14 protein-coding genes and 1 pseudogene are annotated in these 15,918 nt (G+C 72.6%); 5 read left to right on the top strand and 10 right to left on the bottom strand.

The features are described from left to right. Positions 1-8: 8 nt before the first annotated feature. On the bottom strand, positions 9-1,907 hold the full coding sequence (locus ABD52_RS12545) for a DUF2075 domain-containing protein (RefSeq protein ID WP_047891907.1): 1,899 nt from the start codon (positions 1,905-1,907) through the stop codon (positions 9-11). A gap of 128 nt (positions 1,908-2,035) precedes the next feature. Next, positions 2,036-2,371, bottom strand: a complete 336-nt coding sequence (locus tag ABD52_RS12540) for a nucleotide pyrophosphohydrolase (protein ID WP_047891906.1) — start codon at positions 2,369-2,371, stop codon at positions 2,036-2,038. Positions 2,372-2,639: 268 nt separating this feature from the next. Between ABD52_RS12540 and ABD52_RS39045 the strand changes: the two genes are divergently transcribed. Continuing rightward, on the top strand, positions 2,640-2,861 hold the full coding sequence (locus ABD52_RS39045; protein WP_143766957.1) for a hypothetical protein: 222 nt from the start codon (positions 2,640-2,642) through the stop codon (positions 2,859-2,861). On the opposite strand, the gene ABD52_RS12535 is transcribed toward ABD52_RS39045, so the two are convergent. Continuing rightward, positions 2,830-3,597, bottom strand: coding sequence for a DUF429 domain-containing protein (locus ABD52_RS12535; RefSeq protein WP_047891905.1), 768 nt, complete (start codon positions 3,595-3,597; stop codon positions 2,830-2,832). The genes ABD52_RS39045 and ABD52_RS12535 overlap by 32 nt on opposite strands. A 462-nt stretch (positions 3,598-4,059) precedes the next feature. Between ABD52_RS12535 and ABD52_RS40750 the strand changes: the two genes are divergently transcribed. Further along, positions 4,060-4,824 carry a hypothetical protein gene (locus tag ABD52_RS40750; protein ID WP_235437449.1) on the top strand — a complete coding sequence of 255 codons (765 nt, stop codon included), beginning with the start codon at positions 4,060-4,062 and terminating at the stop codon, positions 4,822-4,824. Positions 4,825-4,855: 31 nt separating this feature from the next. Here ABD52_RS40750 and ABD52_RS12525 read toward each other — a convergent pair whose 3' ends face one another. From ABD52_RS12525 to ABD52_RS12515, 3 genes are read right to left on the bottom strand one after another with little or no spacing between them, the layout of a single operon-like run. Next, complete coding sequence (locus tag ABD52_RS12525; RefSeq protein ID WP_047891904.1) at positions 4,856-5,515, bottom strand: response regulator transcription factor; 660 nt, start codon at positions 5,513-5,515, stop codon at positions 4,856-4,858. Then, complete coding sequence (locus ABD52_RS12520; RefSeq protein ID WP_047891903.1) at positions 5,512-6,666, bottom strand: sensor histidine kinase; 1,155 nt, start codon at positions 6,664-6,666, stop codon at positions 5,512-5,514. The genes ABD52_RS12525 and ABD52_RS12520 overlap by 4 nt, the downstream gene beginning before the upstream one ends. Continuing rightward, positions 6,666-7,502 carry a CPBP family intramembrane glutamic endopeptidase gene (locus ABD52_RS12515; protein WP_047891902.1) on the bottom strand — a complete coding sequence of 279 codons (837 nt, stop codon included), beginning with the start codon at positions 7,500-7,502 and terminating at the stop codon, positions 6,666-6,668. The genes ABD52_RS12520 and ABD52_RS12515 overlap by 1 nt, the downstream gene beginning before the upstream one ends. 189 nt (positions 7,503-7,691) lie before the next feature. Between ABD52_RS12515 and ABD52_RS12510 the strand changes: the two genes are divergently transcribed. Further along, positions 7,692-8,486, top strand: a complete 795-nt coding sequence (locus ABD52_RS12510) for a class I SAM-dependent methyltransferase (RefSeq protein ID WP_047891901.1) — start codon at positions 7,692-7,694, stop codon at positions 8,484-8,486. Positions 8,487-9,264: 778 nt separating this feature from the next. Here ABD52_RS12510 and ABD52_RS12500 read toward each other — a convergent pair. Both ABD52_RS12500 and ABD52_RS12495 read right to left on the bottom strand, forming a co-directional pair. Continuing rightward, entirely contained in the window at positions 9,265-10,656 is a 1,392-nt protein-coding gene (locus tag ABD52_RS12500; protein WP_047891899.1) for a pyridoxal-dependent decarboxylase, read from the bottom strand. A 64-nt stretch (positions 10,657-10,720) separates the two neighbouring features. After that, positions 10,721-12,664: a BTAD domain-containing putative transcriptional regulator gene (locus ABD52_RS12495; RefSeq protein WP_047891898.1), complete on the bottom strand. Its 1,944-nt coding sequence runs from the start codon at positions 12,662-12,664 to the stop codon at positions 10,721-10,723. Positions 12,665-12,762: 98 nt separating this feature from the next. On the opposite strand from ABD52_RS12495, the gene ABD52_RS12490 reads away from it, so the two are divergent. Beyond that, positions 12,763-13,641 (top strand): alpha/beta fold hydrolase, encoded by an 879-nt coding sequence (locus tag ABD52_RS12490; protein WP_047891897.1) that lies wholly within the window; start codon positions 12,763-12,765, stop codon positions 13,639-13,641. A gap of 50 nt (positions 13,642-13,691) precedes the next feature. Here the strand turns inward: ABD52_RS12490 and ABD52_RS12485 are convergent, their stop codons facing one another. Both ABD52_RS12485 and ABD52_RS12480 read right to left on the bottom strand, forming a co-directional pair. Continuing rightward, complete coding sequence (locus tag ABD52_RS12485) at positions 13,692-14,654, bottom strand: ABC transporter permease subunit (protein ID WP_235437448.1); 963 nt, start codon at positions 14,652-14,654, stop codon at positions 13,692-13,694. Between the two features lie 5 nt (positions 14,655-14,659). Next, positions 14,660-15,493, bottom strand: coding sequence for an ABC transporter ATP-binding protein (locus ABD52_RS12480; protein WP_047891895.1), 834 nt, complete (start codon positions 15,491-15,493; stop codon positions 14,660-14,662). A 118-nt stretch (positions 15,494-15,611) separates the two neighbouring features. On the opposite strand from ABD52_RS12480, the pseudogene ABD52_RS12475 reads away from it, so the two are divergent. Then, positions 15,612-15,918, top strand: a pseudogene (locus ABD52_RS12475) (sensor histidine kinase); the annotation flags it as partial.

Raw genomic sequence — 15,918 nt, 5'->3', positions numbered from 1 at the left:
CCTGGGAGCTATGAACCGCCGCTCGGCTCGTAGATCGTCTCGAGACCACGTTCCACGCGGATCAGCGAGTTGAGCCATGCCCGGGTCTCGGCGTCCGTCGAGTACAGGATCGTGCCGCGCATGCCTCGCGTCATCAGCACCTTGTAGGTGTTACGGATCAGGCGGTCGGCCTCCGCGTCACTGAGCGACTTGCGGCTGCGGAATGCGGGGTCCTTCGACTCCGCCCGCTGGGTCACCAGCCGGCCGTCGCGGGCGACCAGGTCGGGTCCGAGGATGACACCGGACCACTCGTACTCGAAGCCCTGTGCGGTGTAAACGCAACCGACCTGGCCGAAACCGTGCGGATCGGTGGCCCAGAACGCGCTGCCCGGCGCGTCGCCGACGCTGCGGTCGCTCTTCACGTTCCAGGGACGCGCCCAACCACCGATCCGTACGTCGGCGACCAGGGACTCGTCCGGCAGCGGGTCGCTCCACGGCCAGCAGTACCCGGCCGACATCCGCGCCGTCTCCCCGGCCGCCTGCTTCGCGGCCAGGAACGCCTCCATCTCCTCCGGCGAACTCGCCAGCCGCAGGTCGAAGCGTCCGTCTCCGGCCCACACCGACGGCTTGCCACCGTCGAGGCCGAGCAGGTCGACGACCCACTCCTCGTACGCCTCGCTGCCGCCGCACCGGAACTGATCGTGCAGAGACACGACCTCGATGTCCAGATTGAGCTGTTTCGCATACGTGGAGATGACGTCGACGTTCCCCAGCTCACCCGGCTTGACCACCTGGTGATCGTCGAGCAGGAAGACCGGTACCCGGGCCGCGGCGATGAGTTCGTCGATCTGCGGCCGGGCACGGTCCCGCTTCGCCTTCGGGGTGAACCGGTTGACCGACGTCTCCCTGATCCGGTGCGCCTCGTCGCAGATCAACACGTCGAGGCCGTTGCGCTCGGCGGTCATGAAGCTGTTGAAGTAACCGAACAGGTTCTTCAACCGGGTCGAGCCCTTGCCCGCGTATCGCCGCAGCGTCTGGGTGAACGACCGGGAACCCGTCGCGTGCATGACCGAGCGCTGCTGCCGGGCCAGTTCACCGAGCACCGACAACGCGATGACGCTCTTGCCGCTGCCCGGTCCACCGGCGACCACCACTACCGACTTGCGGTCGGCGCTGCGCGCACGCTCCACGGCGTGCAGCACCAGCTCGTACGCCAGGCGCTGCTCGTCGAGCAGGGTGAAGTGGGACCGGTCCTTCAGCTCGGCGGCCGCGTAGGAGAGCAGATGCTTGCTGGGGCGTACCGAACTGGTGAGGAAGCGGTCCGCGGCGGCCGCGCCGGAGCCGGGGGCCAGGTGGCTGCGCAGGTAGTCGAGGAACCGGCCGCGGCGCTGCTTGGTGAAGATCCGGCTCTGCTCCGTTGCTGGCCGGGCGAAGAGGTCGTCGATGTCGCGGTCGACGGCGTTGTGCAGGTAGGCGGCCCCGACGATCGGGTTGCGCGAATGGGCGAGCACCCCGAGGAAGTCCGCGAGGTACTCGCAGTAGTCCTCGACCTGCACGCCCGGATGCAGCCGAGGGGTGGCGGCGTGCTCGACCAGGACCAGGCTCTCTGATCCCTCGTACGACTCGACCCGGGACCACTGCTTCAACTCCACGACGACGTAGGAGTCCTCGGCCGTCTTCGGATGTGTTCCGGCGAGGACGACGTCGATCCGCTTGCTGGTGAGCGGGAGTTGGTACTCCACCAGCATCTCGACCTGCCCGAGACCCGCGTCGGCGAGATCCTGGGCGAGCACCGGCAGGCTCCGCTCCCAGGACCGCCGTTCGGAGGCGCTCACGTTGTGCCCGATGTGCTCCGCGATCCGGTCGGCGAGGGCGCCACCGGCCGCGTAGCGCAGCAGTCCGTCGGCGGAGGTGCGAAATGCTGACACGACTTGCCCCCGGGCAGCACGAAATGATCGTGCGCATGGGGGGCGTGTCCGGCGACGACCGGAAGCCCGTCGTTACGCGCTTGTACCGGGTGGACTGTAGCGGAGAGATCATTCTCCGGCACGCCCCGCTATCGCTTGGCCGCAGAACCTCTGACTTCTCCAGCCGGATAGCGGACGGACACCTCGGCCAACTTGGCGACTGCGGCCTCCGTCAGGTCGATGCCGAGGACGTCCGCCAGTCTCGTCAGGTAGATCATGACGTCGCCGATTTCCGCCCGCACACGTGCGTCCGCCTCGGGGTCGTCCATCACCGTGGCGGCCTGCTCCGGGGTCAGCCACTGGAACTCGGCGACCAGTTCCCCGACCTCGCCGGCGAGTGCCATCGCGAGGTTCTTCGGCGTGTGGAACCGCTGCCAGTCACGTTCCTCCGCGAACGCCCGCACCAGAGCCGTCAAATCGTCCATGTCGGCAGTCTGACACCGCGGGCCGGCCGGTCACGGGAGCCCAGCCCGGTGAGAAGGTTCGACACGTGAGTCTTGACCGGCGGGCGTCGGAGGCATCTCTCCTAACGAGAGGAACCGGGAGCAGAAGAGGGTGCGGTATCAGATTCACTTCGAGGGCAAGTTGCCGGCGGACGCTTCCGCCTTTTCCTTGAACGGGAGTACGGCATCGCACCTGACGCGGTTTACATCGGGCGGATCGATGACTGGGCCGCGGACGACCCCCCGCCCGGTGGCGATGCGTACCTCGCCTGATGCGGGCGAGAGGTTCGGCTGGATGCTGACCGGCGACACCGAACTCCTCGACGCCAACGGCCAGGACCAGCGGGACCTCGCCGTCACCCTCGCCCGGACCTTCGGGGTACGAGCACTCTTCGACGACACCGCACGTCCTGACCGGGTGGCATGTTCCGTAAAGACCGTCACGTCGTCCGCCTCGCACTTTGGTCGATGAGGCTGGCCAGCGGTTCATTCGGCACGGCGATCCAGCCCTCGACAGCAGCGGTGGCCAGGTCGGCTGGTCCGGGCCGGGTTGCCTGACCCACCGCCGCCGCCCGAGCGGTCAGAGCAGCCACCACCGCGTCAATAGCATGATCGGTGCTACGACACTCACGCTCAAACGCGCCGAGGTGCAGCCAGGGAGCGGCGGTGATCAGTTTGTCCACCAGCTCGCCGAGGGCGGTTCCGTTACGCGAGCCCTTGTACCCCCGGTAGGGGAGACCCCACTTTTTCAGCGACGCCGCTGGGTACACCTCGACGAGGGTGCCGGTGCCGGTGCGGTCAACCCGCTGGCCGTCCTCGGCGAGCCGCGCCTGCAGGGCGGCACATCGCATGGCCATGTGGGCGATCCTGTCTGCTGCCACAGTCAACGGAGGCCGGCCGATCAGTGTGTGGGTCACCTTGTCAGTGCGCCGCCAAACGAGGCTTCTGCGCCAGGCACGCCCGCTCAGATCGGCTGCGACGGCGAGCTCACCCCGATGGTGAGACACGAGGAAGTCGACGAACGGTACAGGCCAGCCCAGAGGGCAATCGATTCCGACCTTGTCCGCCGTCGAGACCGTGTGAAGAAGTTCCGTGTCATCGGCGCCGACGATCAGGTTTTCGAGCATCCCGCCTTTCGCTGTCCACCGGATCCAGGCCACCGCTGTACTCGAGTCCTCTGCTGCAAGGTCGATCCCGGCCGTCAACATTCGTCCTACCGTAGGGGTGCCGGAGAGTGAAGACATCATTCGCGACGCCACCTGGATGTCGGCCGTTCGATCGGCGCTGGCCGAGCCGCTACGTCCGGAGGTGAAACGCCGTAGGCCTGTGTCGGTTTGGAGGATTGGCGGCCGAATATCCGCTGACCAGGATTGCATTCGTGACGCTCTTCCTGACCTTCCCACCGTGGTTGCTGATTGGATGCCGTCAGCGGGGGAGATCGTCTGTACGCGAGGTGTGGGGAAGAAAGCCACAGCCGGCTCGTGGGCTTTCGGATCGACCCCGGGCGGTCGCATGATCGCCCACGGTTGGACGCCGGGGGACCGGCTCACGGCGGATGCCTTCCAGGCCGTCGTGCGCGCCGTCGACCGCGAGACGGACCGGTAGGAGCTCCAGCTGGCCGGCTCCGACAGTCGATGACTTGGACAGGATCTGTCGGAACGGAGTGAGGGGTGGTCGAATTGATCGGGAGGCGCTGGAACGCGGCATTCGAGGGGGAGCATCTCGTCCTTCGGCGGCGACGGTTCCTTCTCTGGTGGAAGCCGGACACCCGACGGATCCCGCTGCCCGCAGTCGTGGACATCCGACCACTGCCGGCAGCCGATCACGCGCGGCGGTATGCGCGGATCACGATTGCGGACCCGGCATCGCCGCGCGTGGGCGCCATCCTGCTGATCTGGTTCGCGCCTGATCAGTGGGTACACGCAGACGCGTTCATACGAGCGCGACGACCCGCGACCACCCGGCCGGCGCGTCCCGCTACGCCGCCGGGCGCACCCGCCGCGTTGCGTACCACCGTTCCTGCTCAGTCGAGGCGGCAGGCGTACCCGGTTCCGCCGCGGATCAAGGCGGGTGACGGTAAGCGGCCGATGTGGCTCTGGCTGGACGACGGGATGATCCACGCGTCCCTCGTGCCGACGGGAGACGTAACTCCGCGGCAACTGAGCGCTGCGGAGGTTGCCCAGCTGTTGCTCGTTGACCCGGCCAGGGCGCTGCCGGCGATCCGTTCGCTGACGGGCATCGACGACATCGAGCAGGCGTTGCTCAAGCTGCGGGAGTGGCTGGCGAGGGATCCGGTCGTGGTCACGCTGAGCGCTGCGGATCTGGCCGGGCGGCGTGTCAACGAGGCTCCGCCCAAGCGGGTCCGCAGCAATCCGGATGGCACCGTCCGGACTGTTTCCGGCGGTCTGCCGAGCCTGAACAAGCGCCGCCGATGACGCGGATCGGACACGGCCCGCGGATCCGTACTCAGGTCACCAGGCCGGTGCGGTACGCGTACACCACCGCCTGCACCCGATCCCGCAGGTCCAGCTTCGTCAGAATGCGCGACACGTACGTCTTCACCGTCTCCTGACTGATCACCAACCGCGCCGCGATCTCGCTGTTCGAGAGCCCGTCGGCGATCAGCCGCAGCACCTCCAGCTCGCGCGGCGTCAGCCCCACGTCCGCCGGCGTGCCCTCGGCGGGGCGGATGCGCGCGGCGTACCGGCCGACGAGCTGCCGCGTCACCTCGGGCGCGAGCAGCGCGGCGCCGGAGGCGACGGTGCGGATGCCGTGCAGCAGCTGCGCCGGTGGGGCGTCCTTGAGCAGGAACCCGCTCGCGCCGGCGCGCAGCGCCTCGTAGACGTACTCGTCGAGGTTGAACGTGGTTACCACCAGCACCTTGACCGGGTGGGCGACGCCGGCGCCGGCCAGCAGGCGGGTCGCCGCGATGCCGTCGAGCACCGGCATGCGTACGTCCATCACCACCACGTCGGGCCGCAGGCGCCCGGCGAGGTCGACAGCGGCGCGGCCGTCGCCGCACTCACCCACCGCGGCCATGTCCGGCTGCGCGTCGATGATGGTGGTGAATCCGGTACGGATCAGCGCCTGGTCGTCGCAGACGAGCACCCGGATCGGGGCGGTCACGACGCGCTCCCGGTGGGGATGCGCGCGCGGACCACGAAGCCGCCGCCGGCCCGGCGTCCGGCGTCGAATTCGCCGCCGAGCAGCGTGACGCGCTCGCGCAGCCCGGCGAGGCCGCGTCCGCTTCCGCCCGGACCCGCGGTGCGCGTGCCGGGACCGTCCGTGCTGATCTCCACAGTGATCTCCCTGTCGCCATGGTGTACGTGCACAGTGGTGGGGCGGCCGTGTGCGTGTTTGAGGGCGTTCGTCAGCGCCTCCTGGACCACCCGGTACGCGGCCACCTCCGCGCCGCCGGTCACCTCCGCCGGGCTGCCCTCCTGCGTGAACTCCACCGGCTGCCCGGCCTGGCGGGTCTGCTCCACCAGGGCGTGCAGCTCGCCGACGGGCGGGGTGCGTGCCTCCGTACCGTGGTCGGGGTTGAGCACGTCGAGCAGCACCCGCAGGTCGCCGATGGCGCGGCGGCCGGTGTCGGTGACGGCGGTCAGGGCGGCGTCGAGGCGGTCGGGCGCGGCGGTCAGGTAGCGGGCCGCCTCGGCCTGCACCACCATCGCCGTCACGTGGTGGGTCACCACGTCGTGCAGCTCCCCGGCGATGCGCGACCGTTCGGCGGCGCGGGCGGTCTCGGCGACGTGCCGGCGGCGCTCGGCCTCGGCGGCGCGGCTCTGCCGCAGCCATGACCCGGTGCCCCAGGCGAGCGCCAGCAGCAGGTAGAACGTGGCGAAGCCGACCACCCCTTCGGTCGACCCCTGCCGGTCGAGGGCGACGGCCAGTCCGACGTACGCGAGGGAGCCGACGAGCACCGTGGTACGGCGGCCTCGGTCCAGGTGGGTGCCAGCGCTCAGCAGTGCGACGGCGAGCGCGGCGCCCGCGAAGGTGTGGTACGCGCGTACCTGGTCGATGGCGAAGCCGAGTGACACGAGGGCGAGGGACAGCGCCGGACGGCTGCGGCGCAGCGCCAGCGGAAGGCACTCCAGCGCGATCACCACCACTGTGAGCGCGTCGAAGGGCCGCGCGGGCAGGTCGCCGAGCTGCGTACCGATGCCACGCAGCGGTGGGGTCACGGCCGCGAGCGCGATCACCAGGGCGAGCGGGAGATCCCGGACCGTGACGGGCCAGTGCCGCCACGAGTCCGGGAGCATCCGTCGGGTGATCATCAGGAGACCGTAACGCTCTCCGCCGGGGCCTCGACCGCACGGCGGCGGCGCCGCACGATGTGGCCGCGGCGGTGGGCCAGCCAGAGGAAGACCACAGTCAGCGCCGCCCCGGCCGCCACCGTGTAGAGGCTGCCCTCCGGCCCGAAGTCGCCGCCGCTGAGCAGCGTCGAACCCGACGTGCTGGCGTCCAGCAGACCCGCCGAGTCGCCGTTGCCGGAGACGACGACGCTGAAGACGCCGCCGGCGGCGAAGTTCCAGCCGAAGTGCAGGCCGATCGGCACCCACAGGTTGCGGGTCGCGGCGTAGCAGGCCGCCAGCATGAACCCCGCCTCGATGGCGATGGCTGTCGCGCCCCACAGGCTGGCGTCCGGGTTCAGCAGGTGCATCAGGCCGAACAGTACGCCGGTCAGCAGCAGCGAGAGCCACGTACCGAGCCGCTCCTCGACCAGGCGGAACAGCAGACCGCGGAACATCAGCTCCTCGGTCACCGCCGCGGCGGCCATGAACCCGAAGATGCCCACCGCGCCGGACACCGAGCCGAGACCGTGCACGTGGTAACCGCCCATGAGGGCGATGTTGACGATGACCGCCGCGAACATGGCGAACCCGATCAGCACCCCGCGGTTGAGCCTTGCGGCCGCGCCGTCCCGGGCCAGCTCGGTCACCTCGCGGCGTTCGGTGCGGCGCACCACCCACCCGTACACCAGAATCGCGGCCGCGGCGGTCGCGACGCCGAGGATCAGGCTGAGCCAGGCGTTGTCCTGTGCCGCGACGACCGCCCGGCTGCCGACGAGACTGACCGCGACGACGGCCAGGAACTGCTTCACCACACGCATGACGATTCCTTCGGGAGGTCCGCGGCCGGAGCGCCGCGGTTCACCTGGAACGCTATGGATTCGCAGACCGGGAATCGTCACCGTGCGGTGGACACTTGCGGGTAGCTCGCACGGGGGACAAGCGCTTCGGGGGCCTGCCCTCAGCAGAAATGCTGGCTCGGAGACGACTGGGGCGGGCAGGCTGCCGGCATGGCGACGGGCTTCGGCGGTGAGGTGGCGACCTACTACGCACGGCATCGGCGCGGCTATCCGCCCGACGTGCTCGACGCCCTGGCGGCAGCCTTCCAGCTCGGTGCCGACGACACGGTGGTCGACCTCGGCTGCGGCACCGGTCAGTTGAGCATTCCGCTCGCCGACCGGGTGGGCGCGGTCATCGGCATGGATCCCGAGCCGGACATGCTGGCGATCGCCCGGCGAACCGCAGTGGACCGGGGGACCGCCAACGCCACCTGGGTGCTCGGCGGTGACGGTGATGTGCCCGCGTTGGCCCGGCTGGTCGGCGAGCGAACGGTCGGCGCGCTGACCGTCGCCGTCGCCATTCACTTCATGGACCGCGACGCCCTGTTCGCGGCGGCCCGGCCGTTGTTGCGCCCCGGAGGTGGCATCGCCGTCGTCACCAACGGCGAACCGCTGTGGATGCAGGACACCGAATGGTCGGCCGCACTGCGCGGCTGCCTGGAACGGATGCTCGGCCACCCGGTGACCGGACGATGCCAGACCGACGAGGCCGGGCGTCGGCGCAACCGGGAGGCGCTCGTGCGTGCCGGTTACCGCTACGAGGAGACATCGGTGCGGTACGACGCGCCGCTCACCGTCGACGACATGGTCGGCGGCGTCTTCTCCGCCATGTCGGCCGAACGGTTGCCGTCCTCGCGGCAGCGGGCGACGTTCGCCGCCGACGTGCGCGACGCCCTCGACGGGAGGACCGAGGTGATCGAGAACGTGCGGGTCTGGATGCAGTGCGGCGTGCGTGACGAGGGCTAGCGCGGGCCGCCTGCTGTCGGCTGTTGCCCGATCCGGCGGGCCACGACGCGCATGTGAAGCCCTCCGGTGCGGTCAGGATCCTCGACGTCGTCGGCGCTGACACGCTCGATCGGTCAGCCCTGCAACCGCTGCGCCCAGTACACCTGCCCGTCCGGTCCCATGTAGACGAGCGCCAGCAGCAGGTCCGGCAACGTCACGGGCGCGGTGGCGATCGGGTGTACCCGCTCGTGTCTCTCCAGGTGGGGAAACCGGACGACGAACGTCAGGGGTGAGGCGGCGGCGTCGACGATCCCCAGGCGGCTGCCGACGCTGAGCCACTCGTGCTCGCTGACCCGGATGTCGCCCGCGCCGCGCAACCACGGGTAGCGGTCGGGGATCCTGTTCTCCACACCGGCGCTGCCCATGCCGACGCTCTCCTGCGGCGCGTTCACCGCGAACACCGACGGCTTGAGATCGGTGCGCTTGTCGATGAGGAACAGCGCGAAGTACCCGCCCTCAAGCGGTGCCGGTGGCTTCTGCCACGACACGCGGCCCAGCACCAGCTGGTCACCGTCGGACGTCACCGGCGCCTGGTACGCCGGCCCGAGTGCGGCCTGCGCCTCCTCGTAGCGGACGAACTCCAGGGACGAGCGGAGGTGCAGCGCTTCCGGCCCGTACGGCGGGTGCTGGTGCCACCAACGCCACCCNGTGCTGACGGTAATCCGCTCCATCGCCGACCAGACCAACCTGCTCGCACTCACCGCCACCATCGAAGCCGCCCGCCGCCACGTCACGGTGCTCAGTGAACCAGCTCGCCGCCGATCCCGTGAGCCAGCCGGGCGATCGCCGCCACCGACCGGTCGACGTCCGCCTCCGTGGTGGTCGCGTTCGACACCGAGATCCGCATCAGCCGGCGTCCCCGCCACGTCGTCCCGCCTGCCCAGCACGTCCCGTCGGTCTGCACCGCGGCCACCACCCGGTCGGTGCGCGCGTCGTCGCCGAACCCGACCAGCACCTGGTTGAGCACCACGTCGTTCACCACCTCGAACCCGGCCACGCTCAGCCCGTCGGCGAACCGCCGGGCCAGCGCACAACACCGCTCCACCAGCGCGGCGACGCCGTCGCGGCCCAGCTCCCGCAGGCCCGCCCAGACCGCGAACCCACGGGCGCGGCGCGAGGACTCCGCGGTCAGGTCCGCGCCCGCGGGCGCACCACCGGAACCCACGAGGTACGCGGCCGCGTACGACATGGCCGCCGCGTGCACGTCGGGCCGGGCGCAGAACGCGAACGCCGTGTCGTACGGCAGGTTCAGCCACTTGTGGCCGTCGCAGGCCCACGAGTCGGCCGTCTCCAGCCCGTCCACCAGGTGCCGGGTGGCGGGGCTGGCGGCCGCCCACAGCCCGAACGCGCCGTCCACGTGCGCCCACCCGCCGTGCCGATGGACGAGGTCGCAGGCGCGGCGCAGGTCGTCGCACGCACCGGTGTTCACGTTGCCCGCCTGAAGGCAGACGATCGTCGGTCCGGGACCGGCGTCGCGCAGCGCCGCGGCCAGCGCGTCCGGGTCGATCGCGCCCTGCGGGCCGGTGGACACCGGGTGCAGCGCGTCGGTGCCGAGGCCGAGCAGGCGCAGCGACCTGTCGATGGTGGCGTGCCGTTCGGCGCCCGCGAACACGCGGACCGCCGGCGCGCCGGGCAGGCCGCGTCGTTCCACGTCCCAGCCGGCGTCGGCGAGCACCTGGTGGCGGGCGGCGGCGAGCCCTGCGGTGTTGGCGGCCTGGCCGCCGGTGACGAAACCGGTCGACGCGGTCGCCGGGATGCCGAGCAACTCCTTGAGCCAGGTCCCGGCGGCCGTCTCGGCGGCCACCGCGGCGGGGGAGGTGACCGCGTTGAACGCGATCTGGTCCCATCCGGCGGCCAGCATGTCGGCGGCGGTCGCGGCCGGGGAGGCGCCGCCGACGACGAAGCCGAAGTAGCGCGGCCCGGCGGTGGCCACGAGTCCCGGTTCGGCGGCGGCCACCAGCTCCGCGAGGACCCGCTCGGGCGGCGTGGGCGCGTCCGGCAGCGGGCCGGCGAACGCCTCGTTCAGCACGGCCTGGTCCACGGGTACGCCGACCGGCCGCTCCGGCAGCGACAGCCGGTAGTCGGCCGCGTGGTCGGCGGCGCGCCGGAACAGGTGCCTCAGCTCGTCCATCGCCGCACCCTAGCCGAGGGCGCGTTCCATCCGAGCCGCCGTCATGAACGGTCCTGACCGCCGGTCATCCGAGTGCGGCGTCGAGCCGGTCCAGGTGCACGGCGACCGGCCCGACGGTGAGCAGGCCACTACCCGCCCCGGCCAGTTCGTCCACGGCCGGGGCGAGCGCGGACCGGGCCCGCAGCATCGCGTCCCGGTCGCCCAGCGCTACGGCGGCCCGCGCGGTCAGGCACCACAGCGCCTCCATGAGCAGGTCACGCGGCGGCGCCGGGGTGCGCCGCAACGCCCCCGTGGCCTCGTCCCGGCGGCCGTCGGCGAGCAGGAGCAGCGGGCGGGCCCAGGGCGCGTACGGGCCCCAGTCCGTGTCCGCCGAAAAGACGGCCGGCAGGTCGTGCCACACCCGCAGGCAGAGCAGCGCCAGCGGCGCCAGCCCGCGTTCCACGCCGGGCATGCCGCAGCCGGCCAGTCCGGTCGCCCACGACCGGTACGCCGCCTCCGCGTCCGGGTACGCGGCTCCGGTGGCGGCTGTCCGCATGGCCCGGTAGCCGCCGGTGAACACGCCGACGAGCGGGCTCTCGTGCCGGGCGGCGAGCCGGTCCGCCGCGTCGGCGTGCGCGTCGGCGGCGGTGAAGTCGGCGAGCGCGCCGCGCGCCTGCACCCGGATCAGGTGCCCGAGGATCTCGGCTGTGGCCAGGCCGTGCCGGGCGGCGAGCGCGACCAGTTCGGCGCCGATCGCGTCCCGCTCGGCGGCCAGCCCGGCCCGGTGGAACGTCTGCATGTACACGCCGTTGAGCGCCTGCGCCAGCAGCGCCGGGTCGGCCACCCGGCGGGCGATCGCCTCCGCCTCCCGCGCCGCCTGCGCCGGTCCGGGCGACGCCGTACCGCGGGACTCGATGGCGACGGTGGCCAGCAGCCGGGCGCGGGTCGCCTCGGGCGCGTCCGGGCCCAGCCCGGCGAGGGCCCGCTCCGCCGCCGCGACCACCCGGGCCGCCTGCGCCGGGTCGTCCGAGCGGGTCCAGATCGCCGGTACGTCGTACCCGCCGATCACCCGCGCGGTGAACTCCGGGTCGCCCAGGTGCTCGGCCGCGGTGATGGCCGCCTCACGCTGGTCCCGGGCGGCCTCCAGTCCGCCCGGCCCGGTGACGGCGAGGCTGCGCAGCATTCCGACAGTCGACTCCAGCCGGGCCCGCGCGCCGGGCACCACACTGCGCTCGTACGCGGCGGCGGTCTCCGCCCAGACCCGCGCCGGACCGGTCGGCTCGGGTTCGGCCTGGCGCAGCAGGTCGGTCTCCAACCGCCGCAGCCGCGGTCCCGGGTCGAGGCCGAGCTGGTCGCGCAGCAGTTCCCGGGCCCGGCGCAGGACGGCGAGCGGGTCGGCCTGCCGCCCGGCCCGGTAGAGCGCCGACGCCAGCAGCGCCCACCCCTCTTCCCGCCACGGGTACGCCGCGACGTGGGCGTCGAGATCGGGTACGGCGTCGGCGGCCCGGTCCAGCGCCAGCAGCGCCTCGGCCCGGCGCTCCACGGCCGTCAGCCGGATCTGGTCGAGCCGGGACCGTTCGGCGTGTGCCCACGGCTGGTCGAAGTCGGCGTACGCGGGTCCGCGCCACCAGCTCAGCGCCTCGTCGAGCCGGTCGAGCGCGGCCCGGGGCGGCGTGTCGGCCGCTGCGGTGACGGTGTCCTCGAACCGCCAGGCGTCGACGGTGTCCGGTTCGGCGCGCAGCGCGTACCCCGGTCCGTCGGTGACCAGCAGCCGGGCCGGCTCGCGTGGCGGACGGTGCGGTTCCAGGCGGCGGCGCAGCGCCGCGACGAACGTGCGGACGGCGCCCACCGCGCCGGCCGGCGGGTCGTCCCACAGGTCGTCGACGATCTGCCCGACCGGCACGGTCCGGCCCCGGGCGGCGACCAGCCGCGCCAGCACGGCCCGGTGCCGGGGCCCCTTGAGGTCGACCGGCGCACCGGCGTCGTCCCAGGCCGTCACCGGACCCAGCACACCGAAACCGACAGGCACCGACCCTCCTCGACCAGGGGTCACCGTATCGCGCTCATCGGTTGCTCATCCGGCGCCGCCACGCTGGACCGGTACGACGAGACGAAAGAGGGATCGAGATGAGCACCGCCATCGCGGGATTCGACTACCAGCGCGTTCCGGTCGCCGAGGGCGTGACGCTGAACGTGGCAGTGGGTGGCTCGGGCAGCCCGGTCGTGCTGCTGCACGGCTTCCCGCAGACCCACCTGATGTGGCGGCACGTCGCCGCCGACCTGGCAGGCGAGCACACGGTGATCTGCCCGGACCTGCGCGGCTACGGCGCCAGCGACAAGCCGGCCGCCGCCACCGAGGACACGTACAGCAAGCGGACCATGGCCGCCGACGTGGTGGCGGTGGCCCGCGCGCTCGGCCACGAGCGGTTCGCGCTCGCCGGGCACGACCGGGGCGCCCTGGTCGCGGTCCGGGCCGGCCTGGACCACCCGGACGCGGTCACCCACCTGGCGTCGCTTGATGTGCTGCCCACCCTCGACATGTGGGACGTGCTGCACGGCGCCTCAGCGGCGGTGGCGTTCCACCTCTACCTGATGGCGCAGCCGCCCGGCCTGCCCGAGACGATGATCGCGGGCAGCGCCGACGCGTTCTTCGGGCACTTCCTGGACGCCTGGGCCGGTGACCCGGCGGCCATGCCCGCCGACGTGCGCGCCGAGTACCTGCGGGCCTCCCGGGAGGCGGTCGACTCGATCGTCGCCGACTACCGGGCGTCGGCCGGGATCGACGTGGCGCACGACCGGGCGGACCGGGACGCCGGGCGGCGGCTGACCATGCCTACCACCGTCGTCCAGCAGGACTGGGGCGCCGCGCTGGGCTACGACGCGGCGGCGGTGTGGCGGGCGTGGGCCCCGGACCTGGAGCACCGCACCACCACGGCCGGGCACTTCATGGCCGAGGAGGCGCCGGGCGAGATCGCCGAGGCGCTGCGTGCGCTGCTGAAGCGCTAGGTACGGCGGTCCGGGCGCGCGTGGCGCCCGGACCGTCCGCCCCCGTCCGCTCAGCCGGCCCGTCTCCGGACGTGCCACAGGCCGAACGCCGCCAGCAGACCGGCCGCGCCGAGGTGCAGCGCCAGCTCGATCCACTGGAACGCCCAGAACCGGCGGTTCGGCTGGTACGCCAGGTCCACGTGCAGGTCGAGCGCGCCGAGACAGACCGCCGTGTCGCCGAACGCGCCGGTGGCGCCGGTACGCGGCGGATCGCGGAAACAGGTGCCGAACGCCTCGTCGGAGAGCTGCCGCCCGTCGGCGGTCCGCAGTGAGCTGATGTCGGTGACCCAGGCGCCCGGCACGTCCAGCCCGCCGACGACCGGGGAGCCGGTGATGCTGCCCAGGTTGCGGGCCCGGTTGACGGTGTCGGCGGTCATCGGCACGGTGACCCGCTCCGGCGGCAGGTAGTGCGGGCGCAGCAGGTTCGGCACCGCGAGCTGCACCACCACCACGGCCAGGAACACCACCGCCATCGCCGGCAGGGTGCGGCGCAGCAGCAGCCCGGCCACCACGCCGAGGACGAGGCCGAACACCGCGTACCCGACCGGCGCGACGCCGCGCGCGCCGAACAGCACGGTGCTGAACCTGTCGCCGGCGACCCGGTCGACGGGCGAGGCCGCCCAGGTCAGCAGCGCACCGAGCACACCGGCGACGAGCGCGGCGGCGGCCGAGAGCACCGCCAGCTTGACCGCCAGCCAGCGGCGGCGGGGCACGCTCTGGTTCCACACCAGCCGGTGCGTGCCCTGCTCCAGTTCCCGGGCGACGAGCGGCGCGCCCCAGAAGGCCCCGATCAGCGCGGGCACCAGCGCGAAGCCGCCGGCGAGGAACAGCATCGTCTGCGCGTACCGGTCGGGCAGCCGGGCCGGATCCGGTACGCCGCGGATGTCCGCGCCGAGGCGCAGCAGGTAGGCGCCGGCCAGCACCAGCAGGGCGGCGCCGACGAGCGCCGGGAGGCGGAACTGCCGCACCGTCATCCGGATCACCGGGTCACCGCCGGGCGGGTGGCGGCCCGGGACAGGTACGCCAGGACCAGTTCCTCCAGAGTGACCGGCGCGTCGTCGCGTACCGCCGGGCCCCGGACCACGACGCGGCCGGGCTCGGCCCAGACCACCTCGGCCCCGGCGGGCGCCGCGGCTGTCCGGTGGTGCGTGGCGAGCAGGTCCGGGACCGGACCGGCCACCTGCACCCGGGCGGCGCAGAGCACGACCAGGTGGTCGCAGACCTGCGCCACATCGCCGAGCAGGTGCGAGGAGAGCACCGCGCCCGCGCCGAGTTCCCGCACGAAACCGGCCAGCCCGTGCATGAACTCGCGGCGCGCAAGCGGGTCCAGCGCGGCGGCCGGCTCGTCGAGGATCAGCAGCTCGGGACGTTTCGCAGCGGCCAGCGCGAGGGCCAGTTGCGCGCGCTGGCCGCCGGAGAGCCGGCCCGCCTTCTGCGCAGGGTCCAGGCCGACCTCGTCGACGCGCCGCCGGGCCAGCGTCGAGTCCCAGGACGGGTTCAGCCAGGCGCCCATCCGCAGGTGCTCGGCGACGGTGAGGGAGGCGTAGACCGGCGTGTCCTGGGCGACGAAACCAACCCGGGCCAGGTGCGCGGCGTCGGCGGCCGGTGGCGAGCCGAGCACCGTCAACGTGCCCGAGGTCGGCGCGATCAGCCCGCAGGCCAGTTGCAGCAGCGTGGACTTTCCGGCGCCGTTGGGGCCGACCAGGCCGACCACGTGCCCGCGCGGAACGCTCAGGTCGCAGTCGGCAAGCGCGGTGCGGCGGCCGTACCGTTTGGTCAGCCGCTCGGCGTGCAGGGCGAGTGGTGGATGCATGCGACTCATCCTGGGCACGTCCGGACCGGCGGGCATCGGTCCGGAGCAGGGTCCGGCGCGCGGCGGACCCTACTTTCGGCCGGTTCGGCCCGGCCCGCGATCTCCTAGCGTGCTGGGCATGGCTACCGAACGGCTCACCCGGGTTGCGGCGACGGCGGGGCTCGCCGTGGTGCTGCTCGCCGCGATCGGCGTCCAGGCGGTGGCGGTCGCCGCGAGCTGGGGTCTGCGGTACTGGCTCCCCGGCGGCGCGGCCGCCGTCGTGGTCGGCGTGCTGGCTCTGGTACGCCATCGGCAGCGCGTCGTCACGGCCACTGCCGGACTCGCCGTCGCCGGGTCGGCAGTCGCCGCGGCCCGGCTGTTCGACCTGCCCACCGAGCCGGGACCGGCGCTGGCGCTGGCGTCGGCCGTCCTGGTCGGATCGGCGG

Source organism: Micromonospora sp. RV43 (assembly GCF_001029515.1).
GTDB classification, from domain to species: Bacteria; Actinomycetota; Actinomycetes; order Mycobacteriales; family Micromonosporaceae; genus Micromonospora; species Micromonospora aurantiaca.
The sequence above is the reverse complement of the archived record's forward strand: the minus strand, read 5'-3'. Positions and strand labels throughout refer to the sequence as shown.

Coding starts and splice junctions, on each gene's coding strand:
- ABD52_RS12540 (WP_047891906.1), bottom strand. CDS start 2,371: ATGGACGATTTGACGGCTCTGGTGCGGGCGTTCGCGGAGGAACGTGAC.
- ABD52_RS12535 (WP_047891905.1), bottom strand. CDS start 3,597: ATGTTGACGGCCGGGATCGACCTTGCAGCAGAGGACTCGAGTACAGCG.
- ABD52_RS12520 (WP_047891903.1), bottom strand. CDS start 6,666: ATGATCACCCGACGGATGCTCCCGGACTCGTGGCGGCACTGGCCCGTC.
- ABD52_RS12515 (WP_047891902.1), bottom strand. CDS start 7,502: ATGCGTGTGGTGAAGCAGTTCCTGGCCGTCGTCGCGGTCAGTCTCGTC.
- ABD52_RS12510 (WP_047891901.1), top strand. CDS start 7,692: ATGGCGACGGGCTTCGGCGGTGAGGTGGCGACCTACTACGCACGGCAT.
- ABD52_RS12500 (WP_047891899.1), bottom strand. CDS start 10,656: ATGGACGAGCTGAGGCACCTGTTCCGGCGCGCCGCCGACCACGCGGCC.
- ABD52_RS12490 (WP_047891897.1), top strand. CDS start 12,763: ATGAGCACCGCCATCGCGGGATTCGACTACCAGCGCGTTCCGGTCGCC.
- ABD52_RS12485 (WP_235437448.1), bottom strand. CDS start 14,654: ATGACGGTGCGGCAGTTCCGCCTCCCGGCGCTCGTCGGCGCCGCCCTG.
- ABD52_RS12480 (WP_047891895.1), bottom strand. CDS start 15,493: ATGCATCCACCACTCGCCCTGCACGCCGAGCGGCTGACCAAACGGTAC.